The sequence below is a fragment of the Helicobacter sp. 23-1046 genome, assembly GCF_053654635.1.
The window spans coordinates 107,224-129,018 of the sequence record NZ_JBSIUS010000001.1 but is presented as its reverse complement, the minus strand read 5'-3'; the positions used below and the strand labels follow the sequence as shown (position 1 = coordinate 129,018).

The window sequence follows — 21,795 nt, the reverse complement described above, 5'->3', positions numbered from 1 at the left end:
ATGTATTGCATTAAAATCCGCGAAATGAAGTGTTTGCCACTTCTTGCAAATCTAAATCTGCAACTTTTTGTGCCTTTAAGCCGTTTTGCTCTAAAAACTCTATGGCTTTAGATTCCATAATTTTCGCGCCATTTTTGACTTGCTGACTTAAAGTAAATGCTGTGTCCTCCCCGATGACTTCAGGGATAATCCCAATGATAAACACAGGAGGCAAATCACCGCTTAGCTCAATCATTCTAAGCGTTTGGAGCATTTCCACTTCGTGTGCGCTACCAGCCCAAGTAATAATATTTGGAATCGTATCAAAACTAAAAGCATAGACATCGCCGATATTGCCATTATTCACATCTACACAATCAAAAATAAGCACTTTGTCATACGAAGTAATAAGCGGGATTAGCATTTGAGCCATTGTCCCGCCATCAGTGAAATCTAGCGTAATATCACTGGATGTATCTATGGGAGTAAATTCGTAGCTTCGCTTCATAAAATGCGCCAAATGCACGCCAATACCCTCATCGCCAAAGAGGATATTGCCGATGCCAAGAACCAAAATTTTCAATGTTAAACTTTGACCTCATCAGTATAGCGCATTCCACTTACAATCGCATCAACTCCGCCATTTGGATATTTCACAGAGTTCCACACGGCAAGATAAATATGCACAGGTATAAAGATAATAAACGCCCAAGTAACGATATGGTGAATGTTTCTCACATTTGCCAATCCACCACAAAGCACTTCAAACCACTTAAAAAATACCTTTAAAACTGCTCCAAGCCCATCATCATAGACATTGTAATATAAAACAACACCTGTAAGTGAAATGACAAGCACCAAAACCCCAAGTCCAAAGTAAGTCGCAAACTGCAATGGATTGTATGTCCCATAAATGTGTGGGTGCTTGCCAATTAACATATACACCTTAATTTGCTCAATCCATACTTTTGGGTTAAGCACTTGATGAAACGATACGCGTTCTGGCTTAGATTCCTTATCAAAGAAAAACAAATACACGCGGAAAAATGAAACAGCAATCAACGCAAAACCCAACACGATATGAAAACTACGAATATATGCTTGCAAATACCCCGTAAAAGCATTTACATTATAACTAGCACTCTCGCTCACAAGTGTTACGCTTTTGTATTCACCCACAGCGTGCAAAAACGGATACGCAATGTAAAAGCCCGTAGCGATAAGCAAAAAAATGCAAAACGCCCTAATCCAGTGAAAGATTCTCGTTAGAACAGAGAACTCTTTATGGATATGAAATTCTTTTTTTTCCATAGGAATTGTATGTGGCATTTTACCCTCCTTATAACTTAGAATCTAGCGCAATGGCGAGACAGATGGCTCAACTTTGTATTGACTAAGTTCATTTCCCTTCGTATCCATCACATGCACCGCACACGCAATGCAAGGGTCAAAAGAGTGAATATGGCGGATAATCTCTAAAGGTTGAGTGATGTCTTTCATCTTTGTGCCAATGAGACTCATCTCATAAGGCCCTTTTTTACCATTTCTATCTATCGGTCCCGCATTCCAAGTGCTAGGCACAACTGCTTGATAATTCTTAATCACGCCATTTTCGATGCTAGTCCAATGGCTTAGCATTCCTCGAGGCACATTGCCGATATAGTGCCCTTTGTAACTTTTACTTTTATCAATCACATAAGGCGCGCAAGTAGCTGTATCTTTTTTCAAATTAGCCACGAGACTATCAAATGCTTTAATACCATTATCAGCAATCACCTTGCACTCAATCGCCCTGCCAGCAGTGCGCCCAAGCGTGCTAAAAAGATGTGCAGGAGTTAGCCCTGTCTTAGAGAGCAATGTCTCAACCACAGGTGTAATGTAAGGATTCTTACTTGCAAATCCCACTACCACGCTTGCAAGCGGTCCTACTTCCATAGGCTCATCATCATAACGCGGAGACTTAATCCACGAATATTTGCCCTTTTCATCAACGATTGGATTATTAACTTGCTTGCCATCAGGTCCGATAGATGGACCTTCAACAAACCCTGTATAATTTGGATTTGTCTTACCCTCATAAGGGTGGAATGGTCCATTATCAGCATACCAGCTATGTGTGGCATCTTCAGCGATTTTATCTGTATCCACTTCATACACCTTGCTTAAATCCCCGTCTTTAACGATACCACTACTTAGCAACCATTCATCTGCGCCGACTTGCATTTCTTTATAGCTTAAGAAATTTTTAAGTCCGCAACCTTTGAGCACAGAATCTTCTTCTTTGTATGCTTCAGCTGCCATTACAATATCTGCCCAATACGCGCGATTGACAAAGTCGCCTACATCTTTAAACTTACTAAGCCACTCACCCAATCTACTTGGGTCTAAAATATCCATTACCGAAGTTACGCCACCAACGGTTAGGCTTTGTGGGTGTGGTTGCTTCGCACCAAAAATCGCCATCATTTGTGCCACTACGCGTTGAACTTCAAGCAAGTGCAAATAATGTGAAACAACAATAAGGTTTTGCTCTGGGCTAAAGCGATAAGTCTTGTGTCCCCAATACGCATTAGCAAATGGTCCAAGCCCTGAAGTATCTTTGGCAAATTTCGTTACGCGCTCTTTAATGGCTTTAAGCTCATCTTGTCCTGTAAATATAGGATTGTTGGTATATTTAAAAGCAAGTTCGCTTGCCTTTTTCTCATCTGCGCTAAGCGCGCTTACTATATCGCACCAATCAAGCCCATGCAATGTATAAAAATGCACCAAGTGGTCGTGTAAGAAAAGTGAAATATTCATTAGCGTGCGCACCAAAATCGCATTAAGCGGAGGAGTGATTCCAAGTGCTTTTTCTACCGCGACAATGCCTGCCTTGTAATGCGAGTAAGTGCAAACACCACAGATTCTTTGCACTAAGAATCCAGCATCGCGTGGGTCTCTGCCTTTTACGATATTTTCTAAACCTCTCCAAAGCGTAGAGCTAGAAAACGCATCTTGAATGACATTATTCTCATCTACAACAACTTCAATCCGTAAATGCCCCTCAATCCGTGTAATTGGATCCACTATAATTCGTTTTGTCATCTATGCCTCCTTATTCGTCTTCTTTTTTCTTAGTTGCTGAGCTAAGCACCGCGTGCGCGGCGATACCCACCGCAGTTGCACCTAAAATCACGCCACCGATTATATCCGCTGTCTTATCCGCACCCATACCTGAAAAAGTGGTATCAAACAAACGATTGCCTATTGGCTCTTCAAAAGGTTTCATTGTGTCCCAGAAGTTTGGCTCTGAGCAACCGATACAGCCGTGTCCAGCTTGGATAGGCCAGCTTGTGTGTGAGTTAAAGCGCAATTTTGAGCAGTTGTTAAATGTGTATGGTCCCTTACAACCAACTTTGTAGAGGCAATAACCATTTTTTGCACCCTCATCACCAAAAGATTCTACAAATTGTCCAGCATCAAATCGCCCTCTGCGCTCGCATAAATCGTGGATTCTCAATCCATACGCCCAAGTGGGGCGATTATACGCATCAAGTGTTGGTAAATCATCAAACAAAATAAAGTGTAGCACATTGCCCACAATGTTTTTCTCGCTTGGCGGGCAACCGGGCACATTGATGATAGGCTTTTCATTTGTGATGTTTGAGAGTGGTTGTGCGTTAGTAGGATTTGGATATGCCGCTTGCACGCCACCAAAGCTTGAGCAAGTGCCGACAGCAAAAACTGCTAGAGCATTTTTAACCGCTTGTCTCGCTTCTTGTGCGCCTGTCGTGCCTTGTGCGCCAATAGTGAGATAAAATTCGCTCTTGCCAGCTGGGATTCCACCCTCTACCATAAGGATATAGCCACCTTTATGGATTGCATCGTGTAATGACTTGCTTGCTTGATACCCCGCTGCTGCCATTACCGTCTCGTGGTAGTCAAGGCTAATGTAATCAAAGATAAGAGAATCTATGCTAGGAGATTCTGTGCGCAATAAACTCTCCGAGCACCCTGTGCATTCTGCCATATGGAGCCATACCACAGGTGTCCTATTTGCTACCTCTGCGCTTTTAGCCACAAGTGGCGTAAATGTAGCTGGCAAACCTAAACTTGCTGTCATAGCGCCAGCCCATTTCATAAAATCTCTTCGGCTAAACCCTTTTGCTTCTAATTCTGCAACGAGATTCCTCTCTGCGTTATGAGCTGGGAGAGATTCTAATTCTTTAAGCCTTTGTTCTGCCTTCGCAAGCAAACTATCGCTCACAATTTGTGCTTTCATTACTTCCTCCTTTTTCCTTCATTGTTATTACTTGTTGTATTTGACAATGCCACCTTAGCACCTTAGCAATGCAACATTGAGACCTCCACCATCACCCCAAATCTACTCATTTTAAAGATTTTAAGCAAATAGACACCTACATAAAATCCTTAATAGCGATTCTACTACAAAAAACATATTTTTAGAATTTAAAGTTCTCAAAAACACTAACTTTTTACGAAAAGTAACCTGTAATTTTTGTCTAATTCTGCTTCATATATCAAGGTTATTTAACAAAATACAAGTCAAATGTCCCATTTTGTGATATTTATACACAAATTATTAGAAAATTATTGACAAACCACGAGTGTTTTTGGGTATCATAAAGCATAAAACGAAACTTTGGAGGGGGTTATGGATACAAAAATTCTCAAAAACATCGGCAAGGCAAATCGTGAGAATATCAATGATATTATCAAAATCGCGATAGTGCTTATATTCTTCTTTATTGCTTCGCTTATCGCTATATTCTTTGGCGCGAAACACAGCATATTGCTACTCGTGTTTGCTACGCTTGTGGGAGCATATATGGCGATGAATATCGGTGCAAACGATGTCGCAAACAATGTAGGACCAGCAGTGGGCTCAAATGCTATCTCACTTTTTGGAGCGATTTTTATCGCCGCCGTTTTTGAATCACTTGGCGCGATTGTCGCAGGAAGCGAAGTGGCAGACACAATTAAATCAGGGATTATCTCGCCTGATGCTATTGCAGATTCTAAGATATTTATTATGCTAATGCTTGGGGCATTGTTAAGCTCGGCGGTTTGGTTGCACTTAGCCACTTTTATTGGTGCGCCTGTATCTACCACGCATTCACTTGTGGGTGGGATTTTAGGAGCTGGGATTCTCGCTGGTGGCTTTGGCGTGGTGAATTGGGGTGAGCTTGCGCGAATTGTCTCAAGCTGGATTATCTCGCCCGTTATGGGAGGTGCGATTGCGATGATATTTTTATTTGTCATTAAGCGCACCATAACTTACAAGGACGATAAGAATCAGGCTGCTAAAGTCGCTGTGCCTATCCTTGTATTTATTATGTCGTGGTCATTTATCGTATATCTTGTGATTAAGGGGTTAAAGAAATTTTTTCCTATAAGTTTTGGATTAGCGGCTCTTATAGCGTTTGGGCTAGCGTTGATTATATTTTTTGCCACGCGTCCATTTATTGTGAAAAAGGCTCAAAGTCTCTCAAACTCTAAAGAAAGCATTGGTGAGCTTTTCACCATACCGCTTATTTTTGCCGCAGCGATGCTAAGCTTCGCACACGGCGCAAACGATGTCTCAAATGCCGTAGGACCACTCGCTGCTATCAATGAAGCCCTCAATGACATCGCTACGCAAGCGAGTGAAGCCACAGAAGAAGTCATACGAAGTAAGGCGAGTGTGCCATTTTGGATTCTCCTTATAGGAGGGCTTGGAATCTCCATTGGTCTAGCATTATATGGACCTAGACTTATCCGCACAGTGGGAAGCGAAATCACTGAATTAGATAAAATTCGTGCCTTTTGCGTGGCGATGAGTGCAGCCATAACCGTCATTATCGCTTCGCAGTTAGGATTGCCCGTAAGCTCTACCCATGTAACCATTGGGGGAATCTTTGGCGTGGGATTCTTGCGCGAATATCTCAAAAAGCAATATTATCAAATGCAACAAACTATTATCCAAGCTCATAGGGGGAAAGATTCTCAAGAAGTGGAGCGATTTTTGGACGCCTTTAACAAAGCAAACATCAAACGCAAGGGAGAAATTTTAGAATCTATAAAGCAACAAGAGATTAAAGTTACACTTAATTTCTCTAAAAAAGACAAAAAGGGACTGAAAAAAGCGTATAAAAATGAGCTTGTCAAACGCAGTGCGATTAACAAAATCGTAGCTTCTTGGCTCATTACTGTGCCTGTATCAGCACTTCTTGGAGCACTGAGCTTCTTTATGCTTACATTTATTGAGTTTGATATTTAATGCACCAAAAGATTCCCAATGTGGGAATCTAGCTCAAAAATTAGATATGAGAAATCGCTAAAACTTTTATTCGCTTAAGCAGTTTTTAAGGGGGGGGGGCAGTATCATTCCTTATTACATTTTAAAGGAATGCAAATGGAGCAAGAAATCAAAACCGCACTCAAACCACTCATCGAAAAGATAAAACAAAGCGACAAAGACAAGATTCACACCGAAGAGGAAGTCAAGCAGTCTTTTGTTTTGCCATTTTTACACGCTTTGGGTTATAATGTCTTTGATACGAATGTCATAAAGCCCGAATACACCGCAGACATTGGCACAAAGAAAGGCGAAAAAGTCGATTATGCGATTTTAAGTAACGGCGCACCACTCGTGCTTATCGAAGTCAAGCACCACAAAGAAAATTTAGACAATCACAACAACCAGCTTGTGCGATATTTTCAAGTTTGCGCGGGGAAATATGGCTGTCGTTTTGGGATTTTGACAAATGGTATAGAGTATCGCTTTTTCTCTGACATTGAAAAAGACAATGTGATGGACAAAACACCGTTTTTAACAATCAACTTTGAAAAGCCAAAGGATAGGGACATAGCCGAATTGCAACGATTCGCCAAAGATTCGCTCAATGTCGATGAGATTAAAAAAGTGGCAAAGACAAATCTCTATCGTCAGCAGATTCAAGAGATTTTCAAAAAAGAGATAGAAAATCCTAGCGATGATTTTGTAGAGTTTTTTGCAAGGCAAATCATTGGCGAATCGCGCAGAGTTACGCAAAGTGTAAAAGATGAGTTTAAAGAACCCATTAAGAAAACCTTGCGAAACTTAATCAATGATTTAGCAAATGACAAAATCACAGAAATTAAAAACGAAATAGCCCAAGCGCAAAGTCAAGATTCAAGCGAAGTAGTTGAAAACGAGGAAAGTGGCATAGTTACTACAGAAGAAGAGCTACAAGCATTCTACATAGTTAAGGGTATTTTCGCCGAGCGTGGCGACATCGCACTTGAACAGATAAGCTACAAAGATACACGAAGTTATTTTGGTGTGCTTTTTGATAATAAAGTAACGAAATGGATTTGTAGATTTTACCTTGATGGTGGCAAAAAATACCTTGTAGTAAGCCTAGAGAGTGAAAAGCGAATCAATATAAATCACATTGATGAAATCTATAAATATAAAAAAGAGCTTAATGAAGCACTAGATAGGCGAATGAAAAATCTTTAAAGGTTTTTGCATAGATTTTTGCTTGAATCTATGCAAAGATTTATTTTTACTTTTTTACTTTTTAAACCACCCCAAGTCAAGCACTGCGCCGTTACTTGCGTTGCTTACGAGCTTTTGATATTGAGAAAGCCAGCGAGAATACAGAGGCTTTTGCAAGGGCGTAAATTTTGCCCTGCGCGTAGCGATTTGCGCCTCGCTTAATCTCGCATTGATTTCATAGCTATCCACATCAATGTCGATTATATCGCCGTCCTCTAGTAGCCCGATAAGCCCTCCCTCTGCGGCTTCAGGGCTTATATGCCCTATGCTTAGTCCCCGTGTCGCCCCGCTAAACCGCCCGTCTGTGATGAGTGCGACATCAGCACCCAAGCCCATTCCCATAATGAGACTTGTGGGGGATAGCATTTCTTGCATTCCCGGTCCCCCCTTTGGTCCCTCATAACGAATCACACACACATCGCCTTTTTGCACTCTGCCTTTGATGATGCCTTTTATCGCGTCTTCTTGGCTATCAAAACACACGGCTTTTCCGCTAAATTTTCGCGCTCCCGTGATTCCCGCAGTTTTTATCACGCAGCCCTGCTCTGCGAGATTGCCAAATAAAATCGCTAGTCCGCCCACTTGTGAGTAGGCGTTCTCTACCTTGTGAATCACTTTTTCATCTTTGATTTGCGCGTCTTTTACGCGCTCGCCTAAGCTCTCGCCCGTGATTGTGAGCGCGTTTAAATCTAGCAATCCATTATCACGCCGTGAAATCTCTTTGATGACCGCGCTTATGCCTCCTGCGCTCCCAATGTCTTCCATCGCCACTTCGGGCAGGCTCGGGGCGACTTTGGCGATATGGGCGATTTTTTTGCTTATGTCGTTGAGTTCTTTTATATCAAGTGGCGCGTCCGCCTCGCGTGAAATAGCAAGCATATGCAAAATCGTATTTGAGCTTCCACCCATAGCCATATCCACCACCATTGTATTGCGAATGGAGGCGCGGTTGATGATATTGCGGATTTTAAATTTCTCCGCTTTGTCAGAATCTGACGCCGATTCTAACGCAATTTCACAGATTCGCCTTGCCGCTTGTCGCAATAAATTTTCTCTCTCTTCACTAAGCGCTAACGCCGTGCCATTGCCACTTAACGCTATGCCTAATGCTTCGCAGAGTGAGTTCATCGAATTTGCCGTAAAAAGCCCCGAGCAAGAACCACCGCTAGGACAGGCTTTGCACTCTATGTCTTTGAGCTCAGATTCGGTGATTTTTTTGACTTCATACGCGCCGACGGCTTCAAAGACGCTATTTAGCGTGAGTTTTTCGCCTTTTGCGCTAAATCCAGCTCGCATAGGACCGCCACTCACAAAGATAGTTGGCACATTCACGCGAAGCGCACCCATAAGCATACCCGGCGTGATTTTATCGCAGTTTGGGATACAGATAAGCGCGTCAAGGGCGTGGGCGTTCATCACAGATTCCACAGAATTTGCGATGATTTCGCGGCTTGGCAGACTATACAGCATACCGCTATGCCCCATAGCTATGCCATCATCGACACCGATTGTGTTAAATTCAAAGGGCACACAGCCGTTTTTGCGGATTTCATCTTTGATAATCCGCGCATATTCATTCAAATAAAAATGCCCGGGGATAATGTCAATGTAGCTATTTGCCACGCCGATAAAGGGCTTATCAAAGTCCTCTTCGCTTAGCCCACACGCGCGTAACAAAGAGCGATTTGGGGCTTTTAAGTAGCCTTTTTTTATCACATCACTTCGCATTTTCTCTCCTTTTGTTTTTGGTGTTTAGAAAGCAAAAGTATAGTGAAAATTTTATTAAAAAGCCTATATGATTTATCAAAGCGCGATTTGCGAATAAATTTTGACTATTTATCAAATTTAAGTGCTAAAATGCACAAAACTCCACACCCATAGCACACAAATCACTACAAAAATAAGTGTGCATATAAGTTTTTTGCGTTTAAAAAGTGTGTAAAGTCCTGCCAAACTTAATGCCACAAAACACCCCGCCAATGTGCGCCAAAGATAGATTTCATCATCATCGACATAAGTGCCTTTGTCGCGTGGTGCTTCATTAAAAAATGACAAAATATTAAGCACCGCAATGCCGATAAAAAAGCACGAGTATGGATAAAAAAGCCAAAAATTTGGGAATTTTTTATACAAAATAAGACTTGCCAAACCCACGACACAAAGCATTATCGCAAATGTAAGGGCAAAAAAGTCCCTTAAATCTAGCCCTTTAAGCGGAATGACTAAAAATGTCTCAAACAGCGCACAGCCAAAAAGGCAAAGCCAAAAGACCCAAAAAATGCCAAGTAAGATTTTTGCGCTTCGCCCTTGCGTGTAAAGCGTCCAAGCCCCAGCGACAACGAAAAATAGCAAAAAAATTAAAGCTAATAAAAAATCCATAGATTCGCCTTTATCTTAGCACTCGCATTTGTTATTTTTCATTGTTAAAATTTTGAAAGACAAATTTTATCAAAAATTAAACTAAAATCTTGCTTGATGATGTGCAAACATATTTTAGAGAATCTTAAGATTCTCTAATCTTTTTGCTATTGACATCTTCTAGGATTTCATCAGCTATATCATTTACGCGTTTAGCGATTTCGTTTGTGCTATGGACTACCTCGACATTTTCTTGTGTGGCACTCTCTAGTTGTGCGATTGCATCATTGATTTGGCTTAACCCGCTAGTTTGCTCTTGGATAGATTCACTCATTTCATTGACAGATTGCACGAGGACATTGATGTTTGCTTCGATTTCACCGAGTGAATGCCCTGTGCGCTCCGCGAGCTTACGCACTTCATCAGCCACTACGGCAAATCCTCGCCCGTGCTCGCCCGCTCGTGCTGCCTCAATGGCTGCATTAAGTGCAAGCAAATTCGTCTGGTCGGATATTTCTCGTATCACGCTTACGATGTTTCTTATATCTTGGGCTTGTTGTGTGCATTCATCAGTTTTCTCACCCACTACTTGCATAGAGGAGCTTATCTGTCCCACAGCAGCGGCAGATTCCTCAAGTGCGGTGGCTTGTTTTTGTGAATGCTCGGTAAGAGTTTGCATAGAAGATTCTAACTCATTGCTTTGTGTTTCTAACTCTTTAGCAAAGCTCGCAGAGTGCTTGAGCATATCTGTGATAGAATCTCCAAGCTCATTTATATCATTTTGGATTCCTTGAGGATTGTCTATGCGTATGCTAAAGTCATTTTTGCGATAGGAGGCAAATGCTTGTGTGGCGATTGAAAGTCTTTCTCCCACGAGATTACAAAGTGTTTGACTCATTTCATTTAGCCTCTCTTTAAGGGAGTTTGTTTGTGGATTTGGACTGCTTAGCGCGATAGTCTTGCCAAATCGCCCTTGTTTTGCTTCATTTACCACTTGGGTTACTTCACTCACAAGCGCGGAATCTTGCTTAATGATTTCTTGTGTGCGTATGATATTTTTATCAATCTCCCCGCCCATTATGCCAAATTCATCTTTGCTTGTGAGTTTGAGTGGCTTTGGTGCTTGGTTTATCTCATAGTTTAAAAATGCAAAGAATTTATGCAAACTATGCTGTATCGCGCCAAGTGGCTTAAAGAAATATTTAATGGCAAAAAACAACCCCGCCCCGCCAAATCCTAACAAAAGGAGTGATAAAATGCTAGAAGCAATGAAATTTTCATTGATTGCCTTTGTGAGGTCAGATTCGTTTGCTTCTGCAGCGATTACCCAACCAAAAGGCATTTGCCTATAAAATATGATTTTATTCTCTCCCATAAAGTTTGTATAAAACTTGCCATCAGGGCTTTGCTTAACTTTAGATACGATAGCATCGCCAAGTGGCCTTAACTTATCCTTGCCAAGTTTCTCTAAATCCTCGTGGGAAAACACCTCACCATTAGAATCTATAAGCAAAACTTGCAAACTTGGCAACTCCTCACGGCGGAAGTTTTTAAACCTATCTTGGAATCCATCTACCGCAATATCCACCGCAATCACACCCTCAAATTTACCATTACGGAAAAATGGCATAGCCGCAGTGGCAGAAATGGTCGCTTCCATTCCTGCGACTTTTGACTCATAGGGCGCAGTTACGAAAAATTCCTGTGTGTTTTTAGCTGCTTGATACCACCCCCGCGTGCGGAAATCAAATGTGCCATCATCAGGGGAGCTTGATAGGCGATTTATATCGCTTGTGGGCATACCTGAAATCATTCTGCCATCGCCATTTTCATACACGATAAACGCCGCGTCATATTGCACAAATTTAGCAAGACTTGCAAGAATCTTTCGTTGTGCGATAAGGTCGTTTCTATCTATACTCGCAAGCAAGCTGGCAAGCTCGCTTAGATGTTGTTTGGATTCCACGCCCATTGTGATGTTTATAGTTGTATAAGAGGAGTTGAGCGCAAGCTGCTGTAAGCCTCCATACACATCAGTTATCTCTTGGGAAGTTCGCTGATAATTTACCACACTCACAATCCCAATCATAATGACAAATATGCCAATAGCCAGCGTGAGAATCTTTGAAGCAACGGTTTTAAACATTGTTGTGTCTCCTTAGTTTTATTTTTTATTAAGATTGAATTATAGCACAAAAATCGTTTTTTTTTTTTTGTATTGTGCGAAAATCCTAAAAATTACATATTTTTTGCGTAGCAAAAGAGATTTTTTGATAAAAATCTCGCTTTTTCTATCCTTAATGATTTCCCATAATGGCAAGATTAGAGGGGATTTGATATGTGAGTTTGCGTATGCAATAACAATGTGATACTTTTTTACAATTTCACTTGCCAAACTTACTCAATTCTTTAAAGCCTGCTATAATTGCCAAAATAAAATCACGCAAAATTTGCAAAACGGAGTAAGCGTATGTGTGGAATCGTTGGCTACATTGGCAATAATGAAAAAAGGGAGTTTCTCTTAAGTGGGCTAAAAGAATTGGAATATCGAGGCTATGATAGCGCGGGAATCGCTGTGCTAGCAAATGATGAACTCAAAAACTTCAAAGCCGTTGGCAAACTCATAAACTTAGAGCAAAAGTGCAAAGATTTTAGCTCAAGTGGGTTTGGGCTTGCTATTGGGCACACGCGCTGGGCGACACACGGCAAGCCAACTGAAGTCAATGCTCACCCACATTTTGCCGAGTTTAGCTCAATCGTGCATAATGGCATTATCGAAAATTATGCCACCATTAAAAAAGAATTAGAATCTAAAGGACATCAATTCATCAGCCAAACGGACACCGAAGTCGTTGTCCGTCTTTTTGAGGAGAATCTCAAAAATCTCACACCCATAGAAGCCTTTAGTAAAACGATTCAATCACTAAATGGAGCGTATGCGATTTTGCTTATCACAAAAGCTGATAAAAACGCTATTTATTATGCTAAAAAGGGCTCGCCACTTATCATTGCTAAAGGCGATAATGGCGTGTATTTTGCGAGCTCTGATGCACCGCTCATTGGACTTGCAAACAAAGTGCATTACCTTGAGGATGGCGACTTTGGGCGAATGGATTTGCAATCTTTTGAGAATCTACCAAGCACACAACCCTTAAGCACGACAAAATCCTATGCTCAAAAAGACGGATTTAGATTCTTTATGGAAAAAGAAATTTATGAACAACACAAAGTCCTACTTGAGACGATGATGGGTAGAGTAAGTGATGAATTTATCGGCTTTGAGGAAGTAGATAAGGGCTTCTTTAATGGTGTTGATGAGATTATTATTTGTGCGTGTGGGACGAGTTATCACGCAGGACTTAGCGCGAAATATTTACTTGAACGGGTAGCAAAAGTGCGCACAAATGTGGTTTTTGCTAGTGAATTTCGCTACGCTAATCCTGTGCTACGAAAAAATGAGCTTTTTATTTGCATTTCTCAAAGTGGTGAAACGGCTGACACACTCGAAGCTCTCAAACTTGCTAAAAAAAATGGCTTAAAAACACTAGCGATTTGTAATGTCGATAACAGCTCGATTGTGCGTGAAAGTGATAGGGTGATTCTCACGCGAGCAGGGATAGAAAAGGGAGTTGCAAGCACCAAAGCCTTTGCCACACAAGTTATGGTGCTGTGGATTTTAAGCGTGCAAATTGGGAATCTTAATGGTGAAGTTACGCAAACCCAAATCAAACAATACGCCAAAATTATGCTAAATGCAAGCAAACTTACCAAAGTAGATTCCACTCTGCACGATAGAATCAAGCGATTATCCAAGCGATATTTACACGGGCACGGCTTTTTCTTCATCGGGCGAGATATTTTTTACCCCCTTGCATTAGAGGGCGCACTCAAACTTAAAGAGATTAGTTACTTGCACGCAGAGGGCTATCCAAGCGGAGAGATGAAGCACGGACCAATTGCGCTTGCAGATTCTTTGCTTTTTTGTGTGGCATTGATGCCCAAACACTTGCTTTTTGATAAAATTAAAAGCAATGTCGAAGAATTAGGGGCGCGTGATAGCACGATTTGTGCGATTTGCAGTGAGAATGTCGAGGGGGCTGATGATATGATTTATCTCCCAGAGACTTCGCATTATATGGAGGAATTTTACTCTATGATGATAGTGTTACAACTTTTAGCCCTAGAGATTGCTATAAAAATTGGCAATGATGTTGATATGCCAAGAAACCTCGCAAAATCCGTAACGGTAGAATAAATCATAAAGGACACACAATGAATAACACAAATGATATAGAAGTTACACTGCTCCACTACACGCCACTTGAAGTCTGTGTGAATGCCATAAGAACCTGCTGGCAGAGCTTTGATAAAAGTGATAATTGCGGGGAAAAAGACCTCGCTCTCATTGATAGAGTGGGAAACAAAAATAAGCACAGCTCGACTTTAGAGCATTTGTATTACAACTTTTACATCAAAGGCATTTCTCGGGCCTGCCTCCAAGAGCTCGCGCGTCATCGTATCGCTTCATACAGCGTGAAATCATCGCGCTACACGATTAAAGAACTTAAAGATGAGGCGAGTTTTTTACCGCTAGATTCCCACAATATAGAGCGTGCGCGTAAGTTTATAGTGCTATGCAAAAACGAGCGCGTAAATGAGGCAAGCATAAAAGCCTTAGAAAATTTGAGAATCTTGACCGCTGATGGAATAAGCAATGATTTGGTAAAATTTTGTATGCCAGAATCCTATAAGACTGAGCTTTCTTGGAGTATTAACGCGCGAAGTTTGCAAAATTTCCTTTCGTTAAGAAGTCCAAAAACCGCGCTTTGGGAGATTAGAAACTTAGCAAAAGCCATATTTGAAGCCCTACCACAAGAGCATAAATATATTTTTACACCGCATTTATGGCAGGAATCAAACGACTAAACTTCTATGAAAGAAGATTCTCTACATAGAAGTTGTGTGGTTTTGACTCTCTCCAAATTTTGCTTTGATGATTTCGCCAAGCTGGGCGATGAAACTCCAAAATAGCGGGATAAAAAAGATAGCGATAAATGTCGCAGCGAGCATTCCGCCGATGATACCCGTGCCGATAGCGTGGCGCGCTGCTGCTCCTGCACCGCTTGATAGCGCAAGAGGAAGCACACCTATACTAAAGGCAAGCGAAGTCATCACAATGGGGCGAAATCGTAGTTTGGCGGCTTGTATGGCGGCTTGCAGTATGCTAAGTCCGCCCTCCTCGCGCAAATGCTGGGCAAACTCCACAATCAAAATCGCATTTTTCGCACTAAGCGCGATAAGCGTAACTAAGCCCACTTGGAAATAAATGTCGTTTTCTAGCCCCCGCACAAACACCGCCGCACTCGCACCAAACACCGCAAAAGGCACAGCAGTAAGCACGGCTAATGGCATAAGCCACCGCTCATATTGCGCACATAAAATCAAAAACACAAACACGAGCCCTAGCCCAAATGCCACAAACGCACTCCCGCTACTTGCCTTTTCTTGGTAGCTCATTCCAGAATGTGCAATGGTATATTCGCTTGGCAGGATTTCGCGGGCGACTTCCTCGATTGCCCTTAGCGCGTCTCCGCTAGAGTAGCCCTCATTTGGGCTTCCTGTGAGCTTGGCTGCGGGGAACAGATTAAACCGCTCGATAATATCTGTATTTACGATTCGCTCAAAATCCACAAGCGCGCTTATGGGGATAAGGTTGCCATCGTTTGATTTGACAAAGACGCGGTTAAAATCCTCTGGGCTTTCGCGGAATTCGCTTTGGGCTTGGAGTTTGACTTGATAAGTGCGCCCATAGAGGTTAAAATCATTGACATAATAGCTCCCAAAAGTGCTTTGCAAAGTGGTAAAAACATCGTTGATATTGACATTAAACGCCTTTGCCTTCTCTCTATCTAGCGTGATAAAGTATTGGGGAATCGTAGCGTCCAAATAGCTTCTTACCGTCATAGGATTTAGCTCTGGGCGTTTGCGTGCTTCAGCGACAAGCATATCTGCATTTTTTTGGAGCTCTTTTATATCGCCGTTGCCACGATTTTGCAGATAGACTTCAAAGCCCCCTGCTAGCCCCATACCCATTATCGCAGGGGGATTTAGCACAAAGCCACTTGCTTCTAGCTTGGCATTAAACTCCCCTGTAAGCATTCCAGCCACACTAAAAGAATCCTGCCCCGCACCTTTGCGCTCACTCCAAGGCTTTAGCTGTATAAACGAAGTAATCACATTGCTGCGCACTGATGAAGAGAGCATATCATAGCCGATAATCATCATCACAGAATTGACATTTGGATTGTTTTGTAAAATCTCTAGCTCTTTGTCTGCTACGATATTTGTCCGCCATAGCGCACTCGCAGGAGGCAAGCGCACAGAGGCTATCACATCGCCTTTGTCCTCATTTGGCACAAGCCCTGTGGATAGAGACTGAAATAGCCCAAAAGTCGCCACCAAAATCGCCACAAAGATAGCTATCATCATAACCGCCCTGCGCATCGTAAAAGCAATCGTTTCCCCAAATCTATGCGTGAGTCTATCAAAGACTTCGTTAAATTTGCGCACGGCTAGAAATGGCGTTGGCTCTTTTTTCTTTAGAATCGACACGCAAAGCGCGGGCGTGAGTGTGAGCGCGACAAAGCCAGAAATCACCACTGAAACGGCGATAGTAATGGCAAATTGTTTGTAGATTTCGCCACTAAAGCCCCCGATAAACGCCACAGGGATAAACACCGCGCACAGCACTAGCACGATAGCAATCACAGGGCTTTGCATTTCGCCCATCGCTTTAATGGTGGCTTCTTTTACGGTTAGATTTTCGGCTTTATCGTGCAAGATTCTCTCCACATTTTCTATCACGATGATGGCGTCATCTACCACGATTCCAATGGCTAAGATAAGCCCAAATAAAGTTAGCAAGTTGATTGAAAATCCTAGCGCGTATAGCCCGCCAAATGCCCCGATAATCGACACAGGGATAGCAATCACAGGGATAATCGTAGCGCGGAAATTTTGCAAGAAAAAATACATTATCACCACGACTAAGATTATCGCTTCGATGAAAGTTTTTGCCACTTCTTTAATCGAAATTGAAACAAACTTAGTCGTATCATAGCTTGTGGTGTAGTGCAATCCATCAGGGAAATTTTTAGATAGCTCTTGGAGCTTTTCCTCTACGGCTTTTGCGGTGGCAAGCGCGTTTGCCCCGGGCTGTAAAAACACCCCAAAAGATTCCCCTGCTTTGCCATTGATTTTGGCATCGACATCATAATACTTCGCTCCTAGCTCGATAGTAGCGACATCTCGCACGCGCAACGCACTCCCATCAGAATTTGAGCGGATAATGATATTGCCAAATTCATTTGGATTTAGAAATCGCCCCTGCGTGCTTATGGAGTAAGTGAAAGCGACTTTGTTTTTCATAGGCTCTTGCCCAAACTGCCCTACGGCAAATTGCGCGTTTTGCTCTTTGATGACTTGGGCGACTTCAGCGGGAGTGAGGTTGTTTTGGGAGAGTTTGTCTAAATCTAGCCAAATCCGCATCGAATACGCCGACTCCCCAAAGGTGCTCGCATCGCCCACGCCCTGCACGCGCTTAATCTCATCGACAATGTTTATGGCAGAATAATTATAAATAAAAAGTTGGTCGTGCGCGGGATTATCCGAATACATCGTATAAACCGCGAGTATGGTAGAGCTTCGCTTACGCACATTTACGCCTAGTCGTTGCACTTCCTCTGGGAGCTGGCTAAGGACGGCTTGGACGCGGTTATTGACATTGATAGTCGCCATATCGGGGTCAGTGTCGTTAGAAAAAGACACATTGATAGAAAAACTCCCGCTAGAAGTCGAGGTGGAGCGCATATAGAGCATTCCCTCCACGCCGTTAATGGAATTTTCTAGCACGCTCGCCACTGTGTTTGCGATTACCTCCGCACTCGCCCCGCTATAAGTGGCAGAGACTACGACTTCTACGGGCGTGATTTGGGGATACTCCTCCACACCTAGCTTAAAAATACTAATAAGCCCTGTAAGCGTGATAATGATAGAAATCACCATAGCAAGCACAGGGCGATTGATGAAAAATTTGGAGAACATTATTATGCCTTTATTTTTGTATTTTTACTCACTTTTTTCTTTAGAAACACTCACTTGCAATGCGTTCTGTGCCGAAGTAGCGACAGGGGTATCTTGGCTTAGCTTTGTAAGATTTGTAGTGATAAGTGTATCGCCTGTTTGTAGTCCGCTTGGGACAAGCACTAAGCCATTTTTAAGCGACTTACCAAGACTTACGCGCGCGATACTCGCTTTGCCGTCTCTTACTACATACACATAACTCCCTACTGAATCTTGTAAGATTGCACTTTGTGGAATCGCTATGGCATTTTGTGCTTGAAATCCTTTGATATTCACCCGCATAAACTCATTTGGCACAAGCACAAAACTTTCATTATCAAAAATCGCGCGCGCCTTGACCGATGAAGTTTGAGAATCAAGCACAGAATCAATAAAATCAATTTTACCCTTTTTTTCATACACCACGCCATTACCCATAATCGCCTCGACTATCATATTTTCATCACGCAAATTTCGCATATAATAAAAGTCATTGCTAGGGATTGCAAACTCCGCATAAATGGGACTTAACTGTGTGAGTGTGGTAAGGATACTATCATTGCCCTTACCCACGAGATTCCCAACATCATAACGGCGCATTCCAACTCTCCCTGTAAAGCTTGCCACTACATTAGTGTAATCCAAATCGATAAGCGCGTCATCTAGGCTTGCTTTTGCGCTATCGACATTTGCCTGAGCGGATTGGTAGTTATACAGTGCGTTATCATAAGCATCAACGGTGAGCGCACCTTGCTTATATAATCGCTCCGTGCGCTCCCAATCTTTTTTTGACTTTGAAAAATTTGCCCGTGCAGTATCATATTGCGCTCTAGCCATAGTTACGCGTGCTTGATAGCGTTTAGGGTCGATTTGAAATAATGGCTGTCCCTCTTGGATAATATCACCTTCTTTAAAATTTTGACTAAGCAAGATTCCCTCTACGCGTGCATACACATTCGCACTTTGCACACTTTTAAGCCTTGCGGGGTATTCAAACTCTAGTGGCGTATTTTGCTCTTTAATTGTTATGACACTCACAGGGACTTGTGGCTTTTTGTTGCCATCTTCCTCCGAGCCACAAGCAAGAAACAATAATGCTAGCACGCCAAAAAATAGTATTTTACTTTTGTTATAATATGCTTCCATTCATTCTCCTTAAAAGCTAGACTAAGATTCTAAAATCATCATTGATAAGCGATTTTAATGCCATAATGCTTTGTATCAAACCTGACAAATCAAATTATGGGAATGCATTATAGTATAAAAATATTACTATACCATTTACTTTACTATTTTTGCTCTATAACCTCTTTAATTTTTTCGATAAAGTCCATTGGGTCAATGATTGTGTTGTTAATCACTATACCAAAATGCAAATGCGCTCCACTCGAACGACCTGTATTTCCGCTTAATGCAATTATTTGCCCCTGCTTTACGACATCGCCCACTTTCACTTTAAAACTCTCTAAGTGAAAATACACACTATACACACCCTCTCCGTGGTCTATCATCACACTATTGCCAGATAAATATCGTTCTTTTGCGAGCACTACTACACCATCATTACTCGCTGGCACGGGTGTATTCATCGCTGCACGAAAGTCTGTGCCCGTATGGAAACTTTGTAATTTTCCGTTGAAGATTCTCGCATTGCCATACGCACTTGTAATCACAGAATCAAGTGGCGCGACAAATGGTTTGCTCCAATAGCGTGTGGGCGTAAAAGTATTATAAATTTTAGCAGATTCTTTGCGCTCAGATTCTATGCGATTAGCGATTTTTTGGTTATATTGGACCTTATTTGGTGGGACAGAGATTTTCTCTTGATTATAGGGTTTTTGCGTGATAGCGATTTGTCCGATGGGTTGCTTTTTGGCTTTTTTTTCATTTTCTTTTGTGTAAAGGATTATATTGCTCTTTTGACGATAGGGAATGGGAATCATAGCGATAAACTCGCCATCTTTACTCGGGTGAGAAAGCCACGCATAAGTTTTATGCTCGCTAAAAATTGGGATTTGGTGTTTGCTTTGTAAAATAAAGGTCGTGCCATTATGCACGACTTTATCCGTAATAAAAGGCAAATCCTTTTTTTCACTCTCCTTTGACGCGCCAAGACACACGCCAACACACAAAAAAAATGTGTAAAGAATCTTTAAATTGGGGGATTTTTTCATTTTATCGCTCCTTAGGAATGAAATTTTTTTAATCAAATTATACAATATAAAGCGTGATTTAAGATTTTTTAAGGTAGAATCGCGTTTTACTTTAAAACCAAATTTTGATTAGGAAGGATAGGCGCAATGTATGCGATATTTAAAAATGGTGGCAAGCAGTATAAAGTCGCGCAGGGCGATATTTTGCTACTTGACAAACTTGGCAAAGAGCCAAAAGACAAGTTAGAATTTGACGAAGTGCTAGCCTTGCATAATGGTAAGGAGCTAAGCATTGGCACGCCTTTGCTAAAGGGCGCGAAAGTGCAAGCAGAAGTCATAAACGAGGGTAGAGGCAAGAAAATCATCGCCTTTAAGAAGCGCAGACGCAAAGATAGCAAGACAAAGCGCGGATTTCGGCGAGATTTTACGCGAGTGAGAATCGTAGCAATCGCGGGATAAAATCCTTAGATTCTATGAAGTGGTGCATTTGTGGGATTTAAATTTTAAAAGCACGAATGCAAAAAGTGCAACCAAAGCACACAAAAAAGATAAATAAGACAAACGAATTTTGTCAAAGCAAATGCAAGCGCGCGAAGGATTTGCGATGAGAAATCGTAGCTTTCAAGCGTAGAGCGAGGGCGCATACTAAAGCGTATGTAACCGAAGCCCTACGCGCAGAATCTGCGATTTATCGCGCAAAGTCAAGCGCAAGCAACCAAAACTATAACATAAGGAGCAACAAATGGCACACAAAAAAGGACAAGGCAGCACCCAAAACAACCGCGACTCAGCAGGACGCCGACTAGGGATTAAGAAATTTGGCTCACAATTTGTGCGAGCGGGCAATATCATAGTCCGCCAACGAGGGACAAAAATCCACGCAGGCGATAATGTCGGCATTGGCAAAGACCATACGATTTTCGCGCTTATCGATGGCGTGGTGAAATTTAGCCAAAAATCAAAACTTCGCAAAAAAGTCTCTGTGATAGTCCAAAGCCAAGCAAAGCTAGCCCAAAGCACGCAGACTACCAAGACAGCACAAGGCACAAAAGCCACTCCAGCCAAAAAGCCAGCGACAAAGAGTGTGGCAAAATCAAGCGCAAAAGCGACAAAGGCGTAAAACTCGCGCCAACGCATAATGAAAAAGCGTAAAATCTTAAGTGTTATTTGCCTCTTTCGCGCATTTGTATGTGGTGTGTTGTTTGCGGGGCTTAGCGCAAACACGCTTGTAGCCGATGAATACCAAGACGCGCTAATGCGATTTCTCAATGTCTCGCAGGCTAACGCCGCGCTAAACCAAATGCTTAGCGATAAACAAGCCCTAAACGCGCTCTATGCGGAGTATGGCAACAAACTTAGCAAGGCACAAAAAACCCAAATCGCCCAAGCCTATAACGAATATATGAGTGGCGCGTATAATGATATGCTAGCCGTCCTCCCAAACATTTACAAAAAATATCTCTCTCTTAGCGACTTAGAAGAGCTTATCAAATTTTACCAAACACCGCTTGGGCGTAAGCTCGCCAAAATGCAAGTCGCAATGGTAAATGAAGACTTAACCCCGCTAATGATACAAATCCTCCAAAAGCACCTCCCAATCTTCCAACAAAAATTTCAAGCGATTTTGCAACAATAGATTTTAGAATCTAGACGCGCAAGCAA

The 21,795-nt window shown here is 42.1% G+C and carries 16 protein-coding genes and 1 pseudogene; 7 read left to right on the top strand and 10 right to left on the bottom strand.

What is annotated here, in order from left to right; genetic code table 11:
- Positions 1-10 precede the first annotated feature (10 nt).
- From ACWIUJ_RS00640 to ACWIUJ_RS00625, 4 genes are read right to left on the bottom strand one after another with little or no spacing between them, the layout of a single operon-like run.
- Positions 11-562, bottom strand: a complete 552-nt coding sequence (locus ACWIUJ_RS00640; protein WP_454152356.1) for a HyaD/HybD family hydrogenase maturation endopeptidase — start codon at positions 560-562, stop codon at positions 11-13.
- Positions 563-564: 2 nt separating this feature from the next.
- Complete coding sequence (gene cybH, locus ACWIUJ_RS00635; RefSeq protein ID WP_454168286.1) at positions 565-1,308, bottom strand: Ni/Fe-hydrogenase, b-type cytochrome subunit; 744 nt, start codon at positions 1,306-1,308, stop codon at positions 565-567.
- Positions 1,309-1,332: 24 nt separating this feature from the next.
- A complete protein-coding gene (locus ACWIUJ_RS00630) occupies positions 1,333-3,063 on the bottom strand; it encodes a nickel-dependent hydrogenase large subunit (protein WP_454152354.1) in 1,731 nt (576 codons plus the stop codon).
- A 10-nt stretch (positions 3,064-3,073) separates the two neighbouring features.
- Positions 3,074-4,240, bottom strand: coding sequence for a hydrogenase small subunit (locus ACWIUJ_RS00625; RefSeq protein ID WP_454152353.1), 1,167 nt, complete (start codon positions 4,238-4,240; stop codon positions 3,074-3,076).
- Positions 4,241-4,633: 393 nt separating this feature from the next.
- Here ACWIUJ_RS00625 and ACWIUJ_RS00620 point away from each other — a divergent pair, with 393 nt between their 5' ends.
- Positions 4,634-6,238 (top strand): inorganic phosphate transporter, encoded by a 1,605-nt coding sequence (locus ACWIUJ_RS00620; protein WP_454168284.1) that lies wholly within the window; start codon positions 4,634-4,636, stop codon positions 6,236-6,238.
- 135 nt (positions 6,239-6,373) lie between these two features.
- Positions 6,374-7,462, top strand: a complete 1,089-nt coding sequence (locus ACWIUJ_RS00615; RefSeq protein WP_454168282.1) for a type I restriction endonuclease — start codon at positions 6,374-6,376, stop codon at positions 7,460-7,462.
- Positions 7,463-7,516: 54 nt separating this feature from the next.
- Here the strand turns inward: ACWIUJ_RS00615 and ilvD are convergent, their stop codons facing one another.
- From ilvD to ACWIUJ_RS00600, 3 genes are all read right to left on the bottom strand, one after another.
- Positions 7,517-9,229: a dihydroxy-acid dehydratase gene (ilvD, locus tag ACWIUJ_RS00610; RefSeq protein ID WP_454168280.1), complete on the bottom strand. Its 1,713-nt coding sequence runs from the start codon at positions 9,227-9,229 to the stop codon at positions 7,517-7,519.
- Between the two features lie 117 nt (positions 9,230-9,346).
- Positions 9,347-9,880, bottom strand: a complete 534-nt coding sequence (locus ACWIUJ_RS00605) for a hypothetical protein (RefSeq protein WP_454168278.1) — start codon at positions 9,878-9,880, stop codon at positions 9,347-9,349.
- Between the two features lie 124 nt (positions 9,881-10,004).
- Positions 10,005-12,005 (bottom strand): methyl-accepting chemotaxis protein, encoded by a 2,001-nt coding sequence (locus ACWIUJ_RS00600; protein ID WP_454168276.1) that lies wholly within the window; start codon positions 12,003-12,005, stop codon positions 10,005-10,007.
- A gap of 324 nt (positions 12,006-12,329) precedes the next feature.
- On the opposite strand from ACWIUJ_RS00600, the gene glmS reads away from it, so the two are divergent.
- Both glmS and thyX read left to right on the top strand, forming a co-directional pair.
- Positions 12,330-14,114, top strand: coding sequence for a glutamine--fructose-6-phosphate transaminase (isomerizing) (gene glmS / locus ACWIUJ_RS00595; RefSeq protein WP_454152345.1), 1,785 nt, complete (start codon positions 12,330-12,332; stop codon positions 14,112-14,114).
- A 17-nt stretch (positions 14,115-14,131) separates the two neighbouring features.
- On the top strand, positions 14,132-14,785 hold the full coding sequence (thyX, locus tag ACWIUJ_RS00590; protein WP_454168274.1) for an FAD-dependent thymidylate synthase: 654 nt from the start codon (positions 14,132-14,134) through the stop codon (positions 14,783-14,785).
- A 21-nt stretch (positions 14,786-14,806) separates the two neighbouring features.
- Here thyX and ACWIUJ_RS00585 read toward each other — a convergent pair whose 3' ends face one another.
- The 3 genes from ACWIUJ_RS00585 to ACWIUJ_RS00575 all read right to left on the bottom strand — a co-directional run bounded on the left by ACWIUJ_RS00585 (position 14,807) and on the right by ACWIUJ_RS00575 (position 20,154).
- The gene (locus tag ACWIUJ_RS00585; protein ID WP_454152343.1) at positions 14,807-17,962 is read right to left on the bottom strand and encodes an efflux RND transporter permease subunit; all 3,156 of its coding nucleotides are present in this window, start codon (positions 17,960-17,962) and stop codon (positions 14,807-14,809) included.
- Between the two features lie 24 nt (positions 17,963-17,986).
- Positions 17,987-19,126 (bottom strand): efflux RND transporter periplasmic adaptor subunit, encoded by a 1,140-nt coding sequence (locus ACWIUJ_RS00580; RefSeq protein ID WP_454152342.1) that lies wholly within the window; start codon positions 19,124-19,126, stop codon positions 17,987-17,989.
- A gap of 143 nt (positions 19,127-19,269) precedes the next feature.
- Complete coding sequence (locus ACWIUJ_RS00575; RefSeq protein WP_454152341.1) at positions 19,270-20,154, bottom strand: M23 family metallopeptidase; 885 nt, start codon at positions 20,152-20,154, stop codon at positions 19,270-19,272.
- 126 nt (positions 20,155-20,280) lie between these two features.
- Here ACWIUJ_RS00575 and rplU point away from each other — a divergent pair, with 126 nt between their 5' ends.
- The 3 genes and pseudogenes from rplU to ACWIUJ_RS00560 all read left to right on the top strand — a co-directional run bounded on the left by rplU (position 20,281) and on the right by ACWIUJ_RS00560 (position 21,769).
- Positions 20,281-20,592 carry a 50S ribosomal protein L21 gene (rplU, locus tag ACWIUJ_RS00570; RefSeq protein ID WP_454152340.1) on the top strand — a complete coding sequence of 104 codons (312 nt, stop codon included), beginning with the start codon at positions 20,281-20,283 and terminating at the stop codon, positions 20,590-20,592.
- Positions 20,593-20,875: 283 nt separating this feature from the next.
- A pseudogene (gene rpmA / locus ACWIUJ_RS00565) lies at positions 20,876-21,130 on the top strand (50S ribosomal protein L27); the annotation flags it as partial.
- 141 nt (positions 21,131-21,271) lie between these two features.
- Entirely contained in the window at positions 21,272-21,769 is a 498-nt protein-coding gene (locus ACWIUJ_RS00560) for a DUF2059 domain-containing protein (protein WP_454168272.1), read from the top strand.
- The last annotated feature ends 26 nt before the right edge of the window (positions 21,770-21,795 follow it).

What these genes read in the sequence shown, in the direction of transcription:
- cybH (WP_454168286.1), bottom strand. Translation starts at nt 1,308, where the DNA reads ATGCCACATACAATTCCTATGGAAAAAAAAGAATTTCATATCCATAAA.
- ACWIUJ_RS00630 (WP_454152354.1), bottom strand. Translation starts at nt 3,063, where the DNA reads ATGACAAAACGAATTATAGTGGATCCAATTACACGGATTGAGGGGCAT.
- ACWIUJ_RS00625 (WP_454152353.1), bottom strand. Translation starts at nt 4,240, where the DNA reads ATGAAAGCACAAATTGTGAGCGATAGTTTGCTTGCGAAGGCAGAACAA.
- ACWIUJ_RS00620 (WP_454168284.1), top strand. Translation starts at nt 4,634, where the DNA reads ATGGATACAAAAATTCTCAAAAACATCGGCAAGGCAAATCGTGAGAAT.
- ACWIUJ_RS00615 (WP_454168282.1), top strand. Translation starts at nt 6,374, where the DNA reads ATGGAGCAAGAAATCAAAACCGCACTCAAACCACTCATCGAAAAGATA.
- ilvD (WP_454168280.1), bottom strand. Translation starts at nt 9,229, where the DNA reads ATGCGAAGTGATGTGATAAAAAAAGGCTACTTAAAAGCCCCAAATCGC.
- ACWIUJ_RS00605 (WP_454168278.1), bottom strand. Translation starts at nt 9,880, where the DNA reads ATGGATTTTTTATTAGCTTTAATTTTTTTGCTATTTTTCGTTGTCGCT.
- ACWIUJ_RS00600 (WP_454168276.1), bottom strand. Translation starts at nt 12,005, where the DNA reads ATGTTTAAAACCGTTGCTTCAAAGATTCTCACGCTGGCTATTGGCATA.
- glmS (WP_454152345.1), top strand. Translation starts at nt 12,330, where the DNA reads ATGTGTGGAATCGTTGGCTACATTGGCAATAATGAAAAAAGGGAGTTT.
- thyX (WP_454168274.1), top strand. Translation starts at nt 14,132, where the DNA reads ATGAATAACACAAATGATATAGAAGTTACACTGCTCCACTACACGCCA.
- ACWIUJ_RS00585 (WP_454152343.1), bottom strand. Translation starts at nt 17,962, where the DNA reads ATGTTCTCCAAATTTTTCATCAATCGCCCTGTGCTTGCTATGGTGATT.
- ACWIUJ_RS00580 (WP_454152342.1), bottom strand. Translation starts at nt 19,126, where the DNA reads ATGGAAGCATATTATAACAAAAGTAAAATACTATTTTTTGGCGTGCTA.
- ACWIUJ_RS00575 (WP_454152341.1), bottom strand. Translation starts at nt 20,154, where the DNA reads ATGAAAAAATCCCCCAATTTAAAGATTCTTTACACATTTTTTTTGTGT.
- rplU (WP_454152340.1), top strand. Translation starts at nt 20,281, where the DNA reads ATGTATGCGATATTTAAAAATGGTGGCAAGCAGTATAAAGTCGCGCAG.
- ACWIUJ_RS00560 (WP_454168272.1), top strand. Translation starts at nt 21,272, where the DNA reads ATGAAAAAGCGTAAAATCTTAAGTGTTATTTGCCTCTTTCGCGCATTT.